Source organism: Duganella sp. GW822-FHT06D06 (assembly GCF_058799615.1).
Genome location: NZ_JBXALQ010000008.1, coordinates 116,521 through 131,795, shown reverse-complemented (window position 1 = coordinate 131,795; position 15,275 = coordinate 116,521). Strand labels below are relative to the sequence as shown.

At 65.5% G+C, this 15,275-nt stretch carries 13 protein-coding genes; 12 read left to right on the top strand and 1 reads right to left on the bottom strand.

What is annotated here, in order from left to right:
- Positions 1 to 77: 77 nt before the first annotated feature.
- Positions 78 to 1,445: a signal recognition particle protein gene (gene ffh, locus AC1RMD_RS16655; protein ID WP_445230188.1), complete on the bottom strand. Its 1,368-nt coding sequence runs from the start codon at positions 1,443 to 1,445 to the stop codon at positions 78 to 80.
- 83 nt (positions 1,446 to 1,528) lie between these two features.
- Between ffh and AC1RMD_RS16650 the strand changes: the two genes are divergently transcribed.
- The 12 genes from AC1RMD_RS16650 to AC1RMD_RS16595 all read left to right on the top strand — a co-directional run bounded on the left by AC1RMD_RS16650 (position 1,529) and on the right by AC1RMD_RS16595 (position 15,274).
- Entirely contained in the window at positions 1,529 to 2,272 is a 744-nt protein-coding gene (locus tag AC1RMD_RS16650) for a substrate-binding periplasmic protein (RefSeq protein ID WP_492927794.1), read from the top strand.
- A 93-nt stretch (positions 2,273 to 2,365) separates the two neighbouring features.
- Complete coding sequence (locus AC1RMD_RS16645) at positions 2,366 to 3,424, top strand: YjgN family protein (protein ID WP_492927792.1); 1,059 nt, start codon at positions 2,366 to 2,368, stop codon at positions 3,422 to 3,424.
- A complete protein-coding gene (locus AC1RMD_RS16640; protein ID WP_492927791.1) occupies positions 3,421 to 4,440 on the top strand; it encodes a M48 family metallopeptidase in 1,020 nt (339 codons plus the stop codon). The genes AC1RMD_RS16645 and AC1RMD_RS16640 overlap by 4 nt, the downstream gene beginning before the upstream one ends.
- 77 nt (positions 4,441 to 4,517) lie before the next feature.
- Positions 4,518 to 5,495: an ABC transporter substrate-binding protein gene (locus AC1RMD_RS16635; RefSeq protein WP_492927790.1), complete on the top strand. Its 978-nt coding sequence runs from the start codon at positions 4,518 to 4,520 to the stop codon at positions 5,493 to 5,495.
- On the top strand, positions 5,496 to 6,317 hold the full coding sequence (locus tag AC1RMD_RS16630) for an ABC transporter permease (RefSeq protein WP_492927789.1): 822 nt from the start codon (positions 5,496 to 5,498) through the stop codon (positions 6,315 to 6,317). It begins immediately after the preceding gene.
- Entirely contained in the window at positions 6,317 to 7,114 is a 798-nt protein-coding gene (locus tag AC1RMD_RS16625; RefSeq protein ID WP_492927788.1) for an ABC transporter ATP-binding protein, read from the top strand. The genes AC1RMD_RS16630 and AC1RMD_RS16625 overlap by 1 nt, the downstream gene beginning before the upstream one ends.
- 22 nt (positions 7,115 to 7,136) lie before the next feature.
- Positions 7,137 to 7,943 carry a cytochrome C assembly family protein gene (locus tag AC1RMD_RS16620; RefSeq protein WP_492927787.1) on the top strand — a complete coding sequence of 269 codons (807 nt, stop codon included), beginning with the start codon at positions 7,137 to 7,139 and terminating at the stop codon, positions 7,941 to 7,943.
- A complete protein-coding gene (locus tag AC1RMD_RS16615; RefSeq protein ID WP_492927786.1) occupies positions 7,940 to 8,215 on the top strand; it encodes a PP0621 family protein in 276 nt (91 codons plus the stop codon). The genes AC1RMD_RS16620 and AC1RMD_RS16615 overlap by 4 nt, the downstream gene beginning before the upstream one ends.
- 3 nt (positions 8,216 to 8,218) lie before the next feature.
- A complete protein-coding gene (locus AC1RMD_RS16610) occupies positions 8,219 to 9,901 on the top strand; it encodes a sensor histidine kinase (protein WP_492927785.1) in 1,683 nt (560 codons plus the stop codon).
- A 12-nt stretch (positions 9,902 to 9,913) separates the two neighbouring features.
- Positions 9,914 to 11,419: a sigma-54-dependent transcriptional regulator gene (locus AC1RMD_RS16605; protein ID WP_492927784.1), complete on the top strand. Its 1,506-nt coding sequence runs from the start codon at positions 9,914 to 9,916 to the stop codon at positions 11,417 to 11,419.
- The gene (gene ampD / locus AC1RMD_RS16600) at positions 11,416 to 12,051 is read left to right on the top strand and encodes a 1,6-anhydro-N-acetylmuramyl-L-alanine amidase AmpD (RefSeq protein ID WP_492927783.1); all 636 of its coding nucleotides are present in this window, start codon (positions 11,416 to 11,418) and stop codon (positions 12,049 to 12,051) included. Before AC1RMD_RS16605 ends, ampD begins: the two co-directional genes overlap by 4 nt.
- Positions 12,052 to 12,319: 268 nt before the next feature.
- Entirely contained in the window at positions 12,320 to 15,274 is a 2,955-nt protein-coding gene (locus AC1RMD_RS16595) for a ribonucleoside-diphosphate reductase subunit alpha (protein WP_492927782.1), read from the top strand.
- The last annotated feature ends 1 nt before the right edge of the window (position 15,275 follow it).

Here is a 15,275-nt window from a genome sequence, read left to right as displayed (position 1 = left end):
ACGTAAACACGGGCTTTCGCGGGGCAGCGCACCGTGGCGGCGCGCTTTTCCCTCTATGGCGCAGGCTTTTCCCCGGCTTAGCGCATGCCCGGCATCATGCCCTTCATCGAGCGCATCATCTTCATCATGCCGCCGCCGGACAGCTTTTTCATCATCGATTGCATCTGCTCGAACTGGGTCAGCATGCGGTTCACTTCCTGCACCTGCACGCCGGCGCCGGCCGCGATGCGGCGCTTGCGGGTGGCCTTGATCAGCTCCGGCTTGGCGCGTTCCTGCGGCGTCATCGAGTCGATGATGCCGACCATGCGCCGCACCTGCTTGTCGGCCTGGTCCATGTTGGCGCCGCCGGCGGCCTGCTGGAACTGCGCCGGCAGCTTGTCGACCAGGCTGGCCATGCCGCCCATTTTCTTCATCTGGCCCAGCTGCGCCTTGAAGTCGTTCATGTCGAACTTGCCGCCCGACTTGACCTTGGCCGCCAGCTCGGCGGCGGCCTTGGTGTCGACGCCTTTGCGCGCCTCTTCCACCAGCGCCATGATGTCGCCCATGCCCAGCACGCGGCTGGCCATGCGCACCGGGTCGAACGCTTCCAGGCCGTCCAGCTTTTCCGACACGCCGGCAAACTTGATCGGCTTGCCGGTGATGTGGCGCACCGACAGCGCGGCGCCGCCGCGGGCGTCGCCGTCGAGTTTGGTCAGCACGATGCCGGTCAGCGGCAGCGCGTCGTTGAAGGCCTTGGCGGTGTTGATCGCGTCCTGGCCCAGCATGGCGTCGACCACGAACAAAGTCTCGATCGGCTTGACCGCCGCGTGCACGGCGGCGATTTCCTTCATCATCTCTTCGTCGATGCCCAAACGGCCGGCGGTGTCGATGATCAGCACGTCGTGGTAGTGTTTCTTGGCCCAGTCCAGCGCGGCCAGCGCGATGTCGACCGGCTTGTCCTGCGCGGTGGACGGGAAGAAGTCGGCGCCCACTTGCGCCGTGACCGATTGCAGCTGGGCGATCGCGGCGGGGCGATACACGTCGGCCGAGACGGTCAGCACTTTCTTCTTCTTTTCTTCCTTCAGGTACTTGGCCAGCTTGCCGACGGTGGTGGTCTTGCCCACACCTTGCAGACCGGCCATCAGGATGATCGCCGGCGGCTGCTGGGCAAAGCTCAGCTGCGAAGCCTCGGGGCCGAGGTCGGCGCCCATGATGGCGGCCAGCTCGCGCTGCACCACGCCGACCAGGGCCTGGCCCGGCGTCAGCGAGGAGATCACTTCCTCGCCCAGCGCCTTTTCCTTGACCTTGGCGATGAATTCGCGCACGGCGGGCAGGGCGACGTCGGCCTCCAGCAGCGCCAGGCGCACTTCGCGCAGCATCTCGGCGGTATTGGCTTCGGTCAGGCGGGCTTCGCCGCGCATGGTTTTAACGACCTTGGCAAGGCGTTGGGTAAGATTGTCTAGCATGATGAACCCGGAATGAACAGTGGCCGTCATTTTACCCCATCGGGCAGGTCGCGGGCGCCGCCAGGCCTGTTATCATTCACCGCATGAATCGAGCGCACCTCTTCGTCGGCACAATGCTGGTGCTGGCCGGGCCGGCCGGCGCCGCCAACGTCAGCATGGCCTTCGGCGACAATCTGCCGCCCTTTATATTAGTACGCGCGGACGCCGGCATCGAAGTGGAGGTGGTGCGCGAGGCACTGGCCCACCGTGGCCACGTGTTGCAGGCGCGCTATCTGCCGATGGGCCGCATCCCGGTCACGTTCAAGTCTGGCGGCGTCGACGCCATCATGATGGACGTCGGCGAGGACATGACGCGCCACGGCGGCCACTACGGCACCGCGCCGGTCATCTACGACAATGTGTTCTACACGCTGGCCAGCCGCAAGATACGGATCCGCAAGCCGCAGGACTTGCAGGGCCGCAGCGTGATTGCCTTTGTCGGCGCGGCCGCGCGCTACCCGGTGTGGCTGCAGCCGCTGGTCGCCGGCCGCGACTATGTCGAGAACAACCGCCAGGAGGCCCAGCCGCAGCTGCTGGCGCTGGGCCGCTACGAGGTGGTGCTGAGCGACCGCAGCATCTTCCAGTACTACACGCGCCTGCTCAAGCAGCGCCAACCGGGCTTGGTGATGCCGGCGCTGGAGGAGCACAGTTTCATCCGCGCCGACCCCAGCGACTACCGCCCGGTGTTCCGCAACGCCGCCATCCGCGACGACTTCAACGCCGGCCTGGCGCAGCTGCACAAGAGCGGCCGCTACCGGGCGATCTACGACAAATACCTGAAGGACTGAGTTCCGGCGTATCTTGTTAAAAATGTAGTTTCCCATTGACAATATTGTTTTGTGTAGGCATCGTTGATGCTTTATTAATATCGGGAGCGCCACATGGAGCAAGCGGAACAAGCGGAACAAGCGGAACAAGCCCAACGGGAGCAAGTGCAACGCCTGCGTTTTCACGCCAGCGGCGGCGAGTATTTCCGCATCTGGATAGTCAACCTGCTGCTGACCATCGTCACGCTGGGCATCTATTCGGCCTGGGCCAAGGTGCGGCGCAACCAGTACTTCTATGCCAGCACCGAACTGGCCGGCGGCAGCTTCGAATACCACGGCAACCCGGTCGCCATCCTCAAGGGCCGCATCGTGGCCGCCGTGGTTTTCGGCATCTACCTGGCCGCAGCCGCCTGGGCGCCGCTGGCGGCCGTGGTGGTGGCCTTGGCCATGGGCGCGGCCTCGCCTTGGGTCATCTGGAAGAGCCTGCAATTCCGCCTGCATAACACCAGCTATCGCGGCATCCGCTTCCGCTTCGCCGGCGACGTGCACGACGCCTATACCAACTACCTGGTGCGTCCGCTGCTGAACGGCGTGACCCTCGGCCTGGCCACGCCCTTCATCCACCAGCGCGCCAAGGCCTGGCAGCACAATGAAAGCCGTTACGGCAAGGCGCGTTTCTCCTTCGACGGCAGCGTCGCCGATTTTTATAAACTGTATGGCGGCTTGCTGCTGATCGGCGGCGGCGGCATGGTGGCGCTGTTCTGGCTGCTGATCAAGAACTCGCCGGAGCCGATCGGCAGCGCCCAGGCGGCCGGCGAAAGCGGCATGTTCCTGCTGGCGTTCTACGGCTGGGCTTTCGTGGTCTACCCGCTGTTCATGAACATGCTGCAAAAGCTGATCTGGAACCACACCAGCCTGGAGCAACATCGCTTCCAGTCCGATATGCGCTGGAGCCGGCTGGTGTTCATCACCATCACCAACTATCTGGCGGTGATTTGCACACTGGGCCTGTTCCTGCCGTTCGCGCACGTGCGGGCCATGCGCTACCGTCTGGAGTCGATGTCGCTGCTGGTGGACGGCAGCCTGGACGACATCGCCGCCGTGCCGGAGGACGAAGTCGGCGCGACCGGCGAAGGCATGGCCGAGTTCATGGACTACGACCTCTCGCTATGAGCGGCGCGCAGCACCCCGCCGCGCCGGTCGCCGCGCGCTATTTCGACGGCCGCAGTTCGCGCCTGCACCGCGTCACGCTGAGCGTGGCGGACGGCGTCGCCAGCCTGGGCGGCGACGCCCGGCGCGTGGCGCCGCTGGCCGAACTGCGCGTGTCCGAGCGCAGCCGCCACGCGGCGCGCAAGGTGACCTTCGCCGACGGCGCCTACCTGGAAATCGACGACCTGGCCGGCTTCGAGCAGCTGCTGCGCCAGAGCGGCCATCGCGACAGCCTGGTGGTGCGCTTGCAGCACAGCTGGCGCGGCGTGCTGGCGGCGGCCGCCGCCACGGTGGCGTTGCTGGCGCTGGGCTATCTCTATCTGCTGCCGGCCGGCGCCGGCTGGATCGCCGACGCCTTGCCGGTGTCGGCCGAGCGCCAGCTGGGGCAGGGCGTGCTGGCCGCGCTGGACCACCGGATGTTCGCGCCGTCCACGCTGGCGCCGGCGCGCCAGCAAGCGTTGCGGCGCCGCTTTGCCGCGCTGGCGCCGCCGCCCCCGGTGACCGGTCCCGCGCCGGCCTGGCAGCTGGTGTTCCGCAGCAGCCGCGTCGGCCCCAATGCGTTCGCGCTGCCGTCCGGCGATATCGTGATGACCGACCAGATGGTCGCGCTGCTCCAGGACGATGACGCCGTCATGGGCGTGCTGGCGCATGAGCTGGGCCATCTGCAGCGGCGCCATATGACGCGCCGCATCATCCAGAGTTCTGCGGTGACGGCCGTGACCTCGCTGGTGTTCGGCGACATCTCCGCCGTGCTGAGCACGCTGCCGGCGCTGGCGCTGGACATGAAATATTCGCGCGACGCCGAACAGGAAGCCGACGACTACGCGGCCGCCATGTTGCGCCACAACGGCATCTCGCTGGAGCATCTGGCGGCGGTGTTCGTCAAGCTGGAAAAGCTGGACGGCGGCGCCTTGCCGGCGTATTTCTCCAGCCACCCGCCGAGCGCGGAACGCCTGGCCCGGCTGCGCACGGCGCCTTGATTGAACGATAGGCAAGTCATCGCCGGCTTGGTATGATCTGCTCTTCCAAGCCCTACCACCCACGACAGGAGAGATGGATGAATCTGAACGCTATCGGCAAGATCTTGAGCATCGCCGCCATGCTGGCCGCCGCCGGCGCCGCGCAGGCCCAGGAAGTGGTCCGTCTCGGCAACCTGAAGTTCGCCCACTATGGCGCCGTCTCCTACATCAAGGAGATCGCCCCCAAGTGCGGCATCAAGGTCGAGGAGCGGATATTCGCCAAGGGGCTCGATGTGATGCAGGGGATTATCGCCGGTGAGCTCGACGTCGGCACCACCGCCTCGGAGGCGGCCATCTCCGGCCGCGCCAGCGGCGCCCCCATCTTCGTTGTGGCCGGTTTCGCCAAGGGCGGCGCGCGCCTGGTCGGCCGCGCCGAACTCAAAATGAGCGGCCTCAAGGACCTCAAGGGCAAGAAGGTCGGCGTCACGCGCGGCGGCATCCAGGAAGTGCTGCTGCTGGCCGAGCTGCAACAGGCCGGCCTCTCCGCGTCCGACCAGCCGGGCAAGGACGTGCAGCTGATCTACCTGGCCTACGCCGACCTGAACCAGGCGCTGCTGGGCAAGAACATCGACGCCATGATGAACTCCGAGCCGCAATCGTCGCAGGCCATCAACAAGGGCTACGGCAACGAGATCCTCAAGCCCTACGACACCCCGATCGGCGAGCCGATCCGCACCATGGTGATGACCGAGAAGTTCTACAAGGAGAAGCGTGCGCTGGCCGAGAAGTTCATGCGCTGCTTCGTCGAAGCCACCAAGACCTTCATCGAGCAGCCGGCCGTGGCCGAGAAGTATGTGCGCGAGACGGTGTTCAAGGGCCAGATCAGCAAGGACGATTTCGATGACGCCATCGGCAACTCGCCGTATTCCTACGACATCACGCCCGAGCACATCCAGATCACCACCGACGTCATGTTCAAGACCGGCGTCGGCCGCATGAGCAAGCCGCCCGCCGCCAAGGAATGGGTCAAGACCGATCTGCTGGACGCCGCCAAGAAAAGCCTGGGCGTCAAGTAAATGGCCAAGTTCAAGCTGAGGGAGGCCGGCGTCGGCCTGATCGTGCCGGCGCTGGTGATCGGCGTCTGGCAGCTGGTGTCGATGAAGGGCTGGGTCAATCCGCAGATGCTGCCGTCGCCGCTGGCGGTGCTGGAACGCTGGATCGCCTATCTGCTGCCGATCCAGCCGTACGGCCCGGAGCAGGGCAGCTGGCTGCTGTGGGCCGTGTCGGGCGAGCTGATCGTCGACGCCCTCGGCAGCCTGTACCGCGTGGTGGTCGGCTTCGCCATCGGCGCCGCGCTGGCGCTGCCGCTGGGCCTGGTGATGGGCGCCAGCCAGACCGTGTACGCCTGGCTCAATCCGCTGATGCAGCTGCTGCGGCCGATTCCGCCTATCGCCTACATCCCGCTGTCTATCCTGTGGTTCGGCCTGGGCAATCCGCCGGCCGTCTTCCTGATCGTGCTGGGCGCCTTCTTCCCGGTGCTGATGAACACCATCGCTGGCGTGCGCCAGGTCGACAGCATTTATCTGCGCGCGGCGCGCAACCTGGGCGCCAGCGGCAGCACCATGTTCCTGCGGGTGATCCTGCCGGCCGCCGTGCCCTACATCCTGTCCGGCGTGCGGATCGGCATCGGCACCGCCTTCATCGTGGTGATCGTGTCCGAGATGATCGCGGTGAACAACGGCCTCGGCTTCCGTATCCTGGAGGCGCGCGAGTACTTCTGGTCGGACAAGATCATGGCCGGCATGATCACCATCGGCCTGATCGGCCTGATCATCGACACCGCCGTCAACAAGTTGAACAACCATCTGCTGCGCTGGCACCGCGGCCTGGAGAACTGATGAGCGCTACCCACATCGTCGTATCGAACGTCAGCAAGGTGTTCCAGACCGCCGAGCGCCAGCTGGTGGCGCTCAAGGACATCGACCTGGAGATCCCGCAGGGCCAGTTCGTCTGCCTGCTGGGGCCTTCGGGCTGCGGCAAGTCGACCCTGCTGAACGCGATCGCCGGCTTCGCGCTGCCCAGCTCCGGCCGCATCGTCGCCGACGGCAAGGAAGTGACGGCGCCCGGCCCCGAGCGCGGCATGGTGTTCCAGGAATACGCGCTGTTCCCGTGGATGACGGTGGCCGACAACGTCGCCTTCGGCCTGGAGATCAAGGGTTTGCCCAAGGCCGAGATCAACGCCATCGTCGACAAGCTGCTGGCGATGCTGTCGCTGAGCGACTTCCGCAGCCGCTTCCCGAAAGACCTGTCGGGCGGCATGCGCCAGCGGGTGGCGATCGCCCGCGTGCTGGCGCTGGACTCACCGATCATGTTGATGGACGAGCCGTTCGGCGCGCTCGACGCGCTGACCCGCCGCAACCTGCAGGACGAACTGCTGCGCATCTGGGCCGAGCTGAAGAAGACCATCATCTTCGTCACCCACAGCATCGAGGAGGCGATCTACCTGGCCGACCGCATCGTCGTGATGACCTACCGTCCCGGCACCGTCAAGCGCGACCTGGTGGTGGACTTGCCGCGCATGCGCGATCCGGCTTCCGCCGAGTTCAACGCCCTCAAGCGCGAACTGGGCCAACTGGTGATGGAAGAACAGCAACGCCATCACAACGACGAGCTGCGCATGGCAGCCGTCGACTGAGCGATGGTGTAAACTGAAGGACATGCAGACTTCCTTACTCTTCGCAGCGATCGCGCTGTACCTACTCTGTGCGGTGCTGCCGTCGCGCCGCGCCGTCCTGATCTCCGGCTTGACGGCCGCCGCCTGGCTGCTGCACGGCGCCGGCCTGTGGTCCGAGGTGGCCGGCGGTTCCGGCTCGATCCGCATCGGCTTCGCCGCCATGTTGTCGTCGGCGCTGTGGGTGTCGGTGGGCGCGTACTGGATAGAAAACCAGAACTTCAGCCTGGACGGCATGCGCCGCCTGGTCATGCCGAATGCGGCGCTGGCGGCGGCCCTGCAGGCTGGCTTTCCCGGCAATGTGATCCCGCTGGAGGGCAAGTCGCCCTTGTTCGGCTGGCATATCGCCATCGCCACGCTGGCCTACAGCACGCTGACGGTGGCCGCCTTCCACGCGGTGCTGATGGCCTTGCAGGAAAAACGCCTGCACGCCCGCACCGACAGCAAGAGCTTCATGTCCGGCGCGCTGGACCGGCTGCCGGCGCTGCTGACGATGGAAAAACTGTTGTTCCGCATGATAGGTATCGGCTTCGCTTTGCTCAGCCTGACCGTGTTATCGGGTATCGTGTTCTCCGAACAGCTGTTTGGCCAGGCGCTCAAGTGGGACCACAAATCGGTGTTCACGATGATGTCGTGGCTGCTGTTTGCCGCGCTGCTGGCGGGCCGCCGCTTCCGCGGCTGGCGCGGCAAGACCGCGCTGAGCTTCACCCTGGCCGGTTTCGCCACCTTGTTGCTGGCCTATGTCGGCAGCCGTTTTGTATTTGAAGTGGTTTTACATAAGGGTTGGGCATGAGCCGTATTATCTTTTGGTTGGCCTTGGTGTTCCTGGTGATCTTCGCCGTCCGCAGCAAGATCCGCGAGGCGCAGAAGCGCCACCAGCAGCAGTTCCGCGAGCCGCGGCAGCCGGCGGGCGGCGGCGCGCGCGCCACCGAAAAGGTCGTGGCCGAGGCCGAGACCATGCTGCAATGCGCCCATTGCGGCATCTTCTATCCGGCATCGGAATCCGTGCAGGCGCGCGGCCGCGACTATTGCAGCGCGGCCCACGCCACGCTGCCGGCGGCCTAGCGCGTGATCGCGCGCCTGCAAGCCCTGTCGGCCGAATCGCGCGCAACCTTCTGGCGTTCGCTGCAGACGCTGAACGCCACCCGGGTGGTGATCGCGCTGGTGCTGCTGGTCTACCTGAGCTTCGACAACCACGGCCTGCGCGCCTCCGGGCCCTATCTCTACCTGCAAATCTGCCTGATCTACCTGGGCCTGGCGATCCTGTTCGCGCTGACGGCGGTCTACTGGCAGCGCCGTTTCCTGCTGCAGCTGCTGTCGCAGATCGCCTGCGACCTGGCCATCATCTCGCTGCTGTATATGGCCGGCGGCGGCTTGCGCAGCGGCCTGGCCATCCTCTACCTGTTCCCGCTGGCCGGTTCGGCCATCCTGGCGCCGCTGATGCTGTCGCTGTTCTGCGCCGCGCTGGTGGCGCTGTTCATGCTGGCCGAATCGACCTGGCAGGTGTTCATGATGGAGGGCGACCAGCCCTACCTGCAGGCGGGCCTGTACGGCGCGGCCTTCTTCGCCGCGGTGTTGGTGGTCAACCGCATGGCGGCCAAGTTGATCGGCCAGGAAGAGCTGGCGATCCAGCGCGGCGTCGAGATCACCGTGCAGCAGGCGGTGAACCGGCTGGTGATGGCCAACGTCGGCGACGGCATCCTGGTGGTCGATCCCGACGGCCAGGTGTTCGCCGGCAATCCGGCGGCGCAGCAGATGCTGGGCATGGTCGGCCCCGAGATGAAGTTCCGCCTGTCGGCCGCCGCCGCGCTGGCGCCGCTGGCGCAAGCCTATGCCGAATGGCGCGCCGACGCCGCGCGCAGCACCTCGTATGTCACCATCAAGCCGTACGCCGAGGCGGCGCTGCAGGACGTGACGGCCGCCTGGAGCGCGCGCCGCGACCTCTCCGCGCACTTGAAGGTGCGCTTCGCGGCGGTCAACACGGCCGGCCTGGGCACCGAGCGCAGCGTGATCTTTCTGCAGGACGTGACCGGCATCGAAAACCAGGCGCAGCAACTGAAGCTGGCGTCGATGGGACGGCTCACCGCCAGCATCGCGCACGAGGTGCGCAACCCGCTGTCGGCCATCGGCCACGCCACCGCGCTGCTGGGCGAGGACCTCGACAGCACGGTCCATCTGCGCTTGTTGAAGATCGTCGGCGACAACGTGGCGCGGGTCAACCGCATGGTCGAAGACATCTTGCAGCTGTCGCGCAAGGTGCAGCCGCACAGCGAGCCGCTGGCGCTGGACGTCTTCCTGGCCGAACTGAAAACCGAATTCATCGAGACCCACGGCCTGACCCCGGACATCATCGGCACCTCGGCGCCGGCCGGCACGCTGGTGCGCTTCGACGCGCTGCACCTGCGCGAGGTGGTGCTCAACCTGCTCAACAACGCGGTGCGCTACGCCAGCGGCGGGCCGGACTCGATCCGCATGGACCTGGTGAGCGACAAGTCGCGCCGCATGGAACTGCACGTGCAGGACGACGGCCCCGGCATCTCGCCCGAGGTGCGCGCCCACCTGTTTGAGCCGTTTTACACCACATCCAGCAAGGGCACCGGGCTGGGACTATATCTGGCGCGCGAATTGTGTTTGAATAACGAGGCGCGGCTGGACTACGAATATCGTTTTGATATCAAAACCAACCCCGATGGGACTCCCCGCTCGCGCGGGCGGTTTGTCATCACCTTCGCCCATCCGGCGCAGAAGTAGAAAGGCTGTTTGATGAGTGCTAGAGGTTCCCAACGCGCGCCTCGCGTGCTGGTCGTCGACGATGAGGCCGACCTGCGCGAGCTGCTGGAACTGACCCTGCTGAAGATGGGCCTGGACGTCGACAGCGCCGCCACGCTGGCGCAGGCGCGCGCCCTGCTGGCCACGCCGGAACGCGAGTACCAGCTGGTGCTGACCGACATGCGCCTGCCCGACGGCCTGGGGCTGGAGCTGGTGCGCGAAGTCAGCGCCGCATATAAGAACACGCCGATCGCGGTGGTGACGGCCTTCGGCAGCGCCGACAACGCCGTCATCGCGCTCAAGGCCGGCGCCTTCGACTACATCTCCAAGCCGGTGGCGCTGGACCAGCTGCGGGTGATGGTGCAATCGGCGCTGCGGCTGAACGCCGAGCCGCCGCCGGGCGAAGCGCTCAGCGCCGCGCCGCCGGCCAGCCGGCTGAAGGGCGAATCGGCCGTGATCCAGGCGCTGCGCGCGCAGATCGCGCGGCTGGCGCGCTCGATGGCGCCGATCGCCATCAACGGCGAATCGGGCAGCGGCAAGGAGCTGGCGGCGCGCGAGATCCACGCCCAGAGTTCGCGCGACGGCAAGCCTTTCATCGCCGTCAACTGCGGCGCCATCCCGGAGGCGCTGATGGAGGCCGAGTTCTTCGGCTACCGCAAGGGCGCCTTCACCGGCGCGGCCGATGAGCGGGACGGCTTCTTCCAGGCGGCCAACGGCGGCACCCTGATGCTCGACGAGGTGGCCGACCTGCCGCTGGCGATGCAGGTCAAGCTGCTGCGGGCGATCCAGGAACGGCGCGTGCGCAAGATCGGCGCCACCGCCGAGGAGCCGGTCGACGTGCGGATTATTAGTGCGACCCACAAGAACCTGGCGCAGTGCGTGGAGCAGGGCAGCTTCCGCCAGGATCTGTTCTACCGCCTGAACGTGATTGAACTGAGCCTGCCGCCGCTGCGCGAACGGCTGGACGACCTGGCCGTGCTGACCGGCGCCATCCTCGACCGGCTGGGCACCTTCGAACACCAGGTGCGGCTGGGCGAGGGCGTGCTCGATGCGCTGCGCGGCTACTCCTTCCCCGGCAATGTGCGCGAACTGGAAAACATCCTGGAGCGGGCGCTGGCCTTCGCCAACGACGGCGTGATCGAAGTGGCCGACCTGGCGCTGAAGGGCGCGCGCATGGTCGAAGCCAGCGTGCCGCTGCCGACGCCGGCGCTGTCGAGCATGCCGCTGGCCGCCACCGAGGCCGCCGCGCCGGGCGTGGCGCCGTCGCCGCCGCCGGCCGAGCAGGCGCCGTCCGCCGCCGGCACGCCGCCGCTGCCGCACCTGGACGCGCTGCCCAGCAGCCTGCCCGACTACCTGAACCAGGTCGAGCGCGACATCATCCTGCGGGCGCTGGCGCAGACCCAGTTCAACCGCACCCAGGCCGCCCAGCTGCTGGGCATCAGCTTCCGCCAGCTGCGCTACCAGATGCAGAAGCTGAACATCCAGGAGCCGGAGGCGTGACGCCGCCGGCACTGGGCGCCGACGGCTGGTGGCTGGCGGCGCTGCGCTACGACAGCCCGCATGCCGACTGCCGTCCCAACCCGGCCGACATCACGCTGCTGGTGATCCACAACATCTCGCTGCCGGGCGGTTGTTTCGGCGGTCCGCACGTGTCCGACCTGTTCTGCGGCCGCTTGGACTATAATACTGACCCCTCGTTCGCGGACCTGCGGGGGCTGAAAGTGTCGAGCCACTTCTTCATCCGCCGTGACGGCCGCGTGATGCAGTATGTTTCCGCCAACGACAGGGCCTGGCATGCGGGGCTGTCGTCGTTCCGGGGACGGGAGAAGTGCAACGATTATTCGATCGGCGTGGAGCTGGAAGGGACCGACGGCAGCGGCTTCGAGCCGGCCCAGTACCAGGCGCTGGCGGCGCTGACGCTGGCGCTGCAAACGCGCTATCCGCTGACCGATGTGCAGGGCCATGAACACATCGCGCCGGGCCGGAAAACCGACCCGGGACCGTTGTTCGATTGGGAATGTTATCGGAAAAGCTGGGAGACTTTGCTTAATCAAAAGGCACCAGCCGAGCTCGCGTTAGTGGGCGCTAGCGCCGGACTACGCTTCGCAAAAGGGCTTCCGCAAAGTCAATAGAAAAATTGCCCTTTAAGGCAAAATTTCCACTTGTCTTACCATTACCTGACCACTACAATCAGTGTATCGATTCACACCAATCACTAGATATAGTAGTTCTCATGACACTGGTTCTTAAACTATTTACAAGCCGACAAGGCCAGTTCACCACCCATTTTATTGCAGTTTAACCAGCCAGGCAGGTTTGGCCGGTCGCTTCATTTTGGCCTTTTTTTATACAACATTACGTCGCGCAGCACTGACTGCACGAAGTTATCGGGGAGCTTAAATGCAATCTACTCAAGACACCACCATCAATCCAGCGCTGGTACCAGCCGCCGCTGCGAGCAGCGCCAGCAGCCCGGTCACGGCCGCCAGCGACCTCGGTGACTACCGCATCATCCGCCGTAACGGCGCGGTCGTCGCGTTTGAACCGTCGAAAATCGCCATCGCCGTGACCAAGGCCTTTTTGGCCGTTAACGGCGGCCAGGGCGCAGCTTCGGCGCGCGTGCGTGAATTGGTAGAACAGCTGACCGCCAGCGTGGTCAGCGCGCTGGTGCGCCGCCAGCCATCGGGCGGCACCTTCCACATCGAAGACGTGCAAGACCAGGTTGAACTGGCGCTGATGCGCTCCGGCGAACACGATGTCGCCCGCGCCTACGTGCTGTATCGCGCCAAGCACATGGAAGAGCGCCGCGCCGCCAAGGAAGCGCAAGGCGCCTCCGCCGCGATCGACGCGCCGCAGATCCACGTGGTCGAAAACGGCGAGCGCAAGCTGCTGGACATGAGCCGCGTCACCGGCCTGATCAACGCCGCCTGCATCGGCCTGGAAAAGCACGTCGACGCCGACGCCATCCTGGCCGAGACGCTGAAGAACCTGTACGACGGCGTGCCGGTCGAAGAGCTGCACAAGTCCGCCATCCTGGCCGCCCGCGCGCTGATGGAAAAAGACCCGGCCTACTCGCAAGTGACGGCCCGCATCCTGCTGCACACGATCCGCAAGGAAGTCTTCGGCAAGGAAGTCGCGCAGGGCGCCGCCGCCGCCGAATACGTGACCTACTTCCCGCAGTACATCGCCAAGGGCATCACCAACGAACTGCTGGACGTCAAGCTGGCCGAGTTCGACCTGGCCCGCCTGTCGAAGGCGCTGGTCGCCGACCGCGACCTGCAGTTCGGCTACATCGGCCTGCAAACCCTGTACGACCGCTACTTCCTGCACGTGCGCGAAGTCCGCATCGAAATGCCGCAGGCCTTCTACATGCGCGTCGCCATGGGCCTGGCCCTGAACGAGTCCGACCGCGAAGCGCGCGCCATCGAGTTCTACAACCTGTTGTCGACCTTCGACTTCATGTCGTCGACCCCGACCCTGTTCAACTCGGGCACCCTGCGTTCGCAGCTGTCGTCGTGCTACCTGACCACCGTGTCGGACGACCTGGAAGGCATCTACGACGCCATCAAGGAAAACGCGCTGCTGGCCAAGTTCGCCGGCGGCCTGGGTAACGACTGGACCCCGGTGCGCGCACTGGGCGCCCACATCAAGGGCACCAACGGCAAATCGCAAGGCGTGGTGCCGTTCCTGAAAGTGGTCAACGACACCGCCGTCGCGGTCAACCAGGGCGGCAAGCGCAAGGGCGCGGTGTGCGCCTACCTGGAAACCTGGCACATGGACATCGAAGAGTTCCTGGACCTGCGCAAGAACACCGGCGACGACCGCCGCCGCACCCACGACATGAACACCGCCAACTGGATCCCGGACATGTTCATGAAGCGCGTGATGGAAAAAGGCGACTGGACCCTGTTCTCGCCATCGGACACCCCGGACCTGCACGACCTGGTCGGCAAGGCCTTCGAAAAAGCCTACCTGGGCTACGAAGCCAAGGCCGCCGCCGGCGAAATCCGCGTGTTCAAGAAGATCGCCGCGCTGGACCTGTGGCGCAAGATGCTGTCGATGCTGTTCGAAACCGGCCACCCATGGATCACCTTCAAGGACCCATGCAACATCCGTTCGCCGCAGTCGCACGTCGGCATGGTCCACAGCTCCAACCTGTGCACCGAGATCACGCTCAACACCGGTCCTGACGAAATCGCCGTCTGCAACCTGGGTTCGGTCAACATGCCGGCCCACATGAAAGAAGGCAAGCTCGATCACGTCAAGCTGAAGAAGACCATCCGCACCGCGATGCGCATGCTCGACAATGTGATCGACATCAATTACTACGCCGTCGACAAAGCGCGCAACGCCAATATGCGCCACCGTCCGGTGGGCCTGGGCGTGATGGGCTTCCAGGACTGCCTGCACATGATGCGCATTCCGTTCTCGTCGAACGAAGCCGTGTCCTTCGCCGACACCTCGATGGAAGCGGTGTGCTACTACGCCTACCTGGCCTCGACCGAACTGGCCGAAGAACGCGGCCACTATCAGTCGTACAAAGGCTCGCTGTGGGATCGCGGCATCCTGCCGCAGGATTCGATCAAGCTGCTGGCGGACGAACGCGGCGGCTACCTGGAGCAGGATACCTCGGCCGCCATGGACTGGACCCCGGTGCGCGACCGCATCAAGAAGTTCGGCATGCGTAACTCGAACTGCGTGGCGATCGCTCCGACCGCGACCATTTCGAATATCATTGGCGTGTCGGCCTGCATCGAACCGACCTTCCAGAACCTGTACGTGAAGTCCAACCTGTCGGGCGAGTTCACCGAGATCAACGCCTACCTGGTGCGCGACCTGAAGGCGCGCGACCTGTGGGATGAAGTGATGATCTCCGACCTGAAGTACTTCGACGGTTCGCTGGCCAAGATCGACCGCATCCCGCAAGACCTGCGTGACATTTATGCAACCGCGTTCGAAGTGTCGCCGACCTGGCTGGTGGAAGCCGCATCGCGCCGCCAGAAGTGGATCGACCAGGCGCAGTCGCTGAACATCTACATGGCCGGCGCCTCGGGCAAGAAGCTGGACGAGACCTACAAGCTGGCATGGCTGCGTGGCCTGAAAACCACCTACTACCTGCGCACCATCGCCGCCACCCACATGGAGAAATCGACCTCCAAGACCGGCGCGCTGAACGCGGTGGCGGTGGACGGCGGCATGTCGGCCAGCGCCATGTCGGCGGCCGGTCCGGCGACGGCGGCCCTGGCCGGTTCGGCGGCATCGGCATCGTCGGTGGCGCAAGCCGAAGCCGACGGCGCGGCCTGCTACCTGCGTCCGGGCGACGACGGCTTCGAGGAATGCGAAGCTTGCCAGTAAA

Bases quoted from the DNA above. Each gene is read 5' to 3' on its own strand.
- ffh (WP_445230188.1), bottom strand. From the start codon at position 1,445: ATGCTAGACAATCTTACCCAACGCCTTGCCAAGGTCGTTAAAACCATG.
- AC1RMD_RS16650 (WP_492927794.1), top strand. From the start codon at position 1,529: ATGAATCGAGCGCACCTCTTCGTCGGCACAATGCTGGTGCTGGCCGGG.
- AC1RMD_RS16645 (WP_492927792.1), top strand. From the start codon at position 2,366: ATGGAGCAAGCGGAACAAGCGGAACAAGCGGAACAAGCCCAACGGGAG.
- AC1RMD_RS16640 (WP_492927791.1), top strand. From the start codon at position 3,421: ATGAGCGGCGCGCAGCACCCCGCCGCGCCGGTCGCCGCGCGCTATTTC.
- AC1RMD_RS16635 (WP_492927790.1), top strand. From the start codon at position 4,518: ATGAATCTGAACGCTATCGGCAAGATCTTGAGCATCGCCGCCATGCTG.
- AC1RMD_RS16630 (WP_492927789.1), top strand. From the start codon at position 5,496: ATGGCCAAGTTCAAGCTGAGGGAGGCCGGCGTCGGCCTGATCGTGCCG.
- AC1RMD_RS16625 (WP_492927788.1), top strand. From the start codon at position 6,317: ATGAGCGCTACCCACATCGTCGTATCGAACGTCAGCAAGGTGTTCCAG.
- AC1RMD_RS16620 (WP_492927787.1), top strand. From the start codon at position 7,137: ATGCAGACTTCCTTACTCTTCGCAGCGATCGCGCTGTACCTACTCTGT.
- AC1RMD_RS16615 (WP_492927786.1), top strand. From the start codon at position 7,940: ATGAGCCGTATTATCTTTTGGTTGGCCTTGGTGTTCCTGGTGATCTTC.
- AC1RMD_RS16605 (WP_492927784.1), top strand. From the start codon at position 9,914: ATGAGTGCTAGAGGTTCCCAACGCGCGCCTCGCGTGCTGGTCGTCGAC.
- AC1RMD_RS16595 (WP_492927782.1), top strand. From the start codon at position 12,320: ATGCAATCTACTCAAGACACCACCATCAATCCAGCGCTGGTACCAGCC.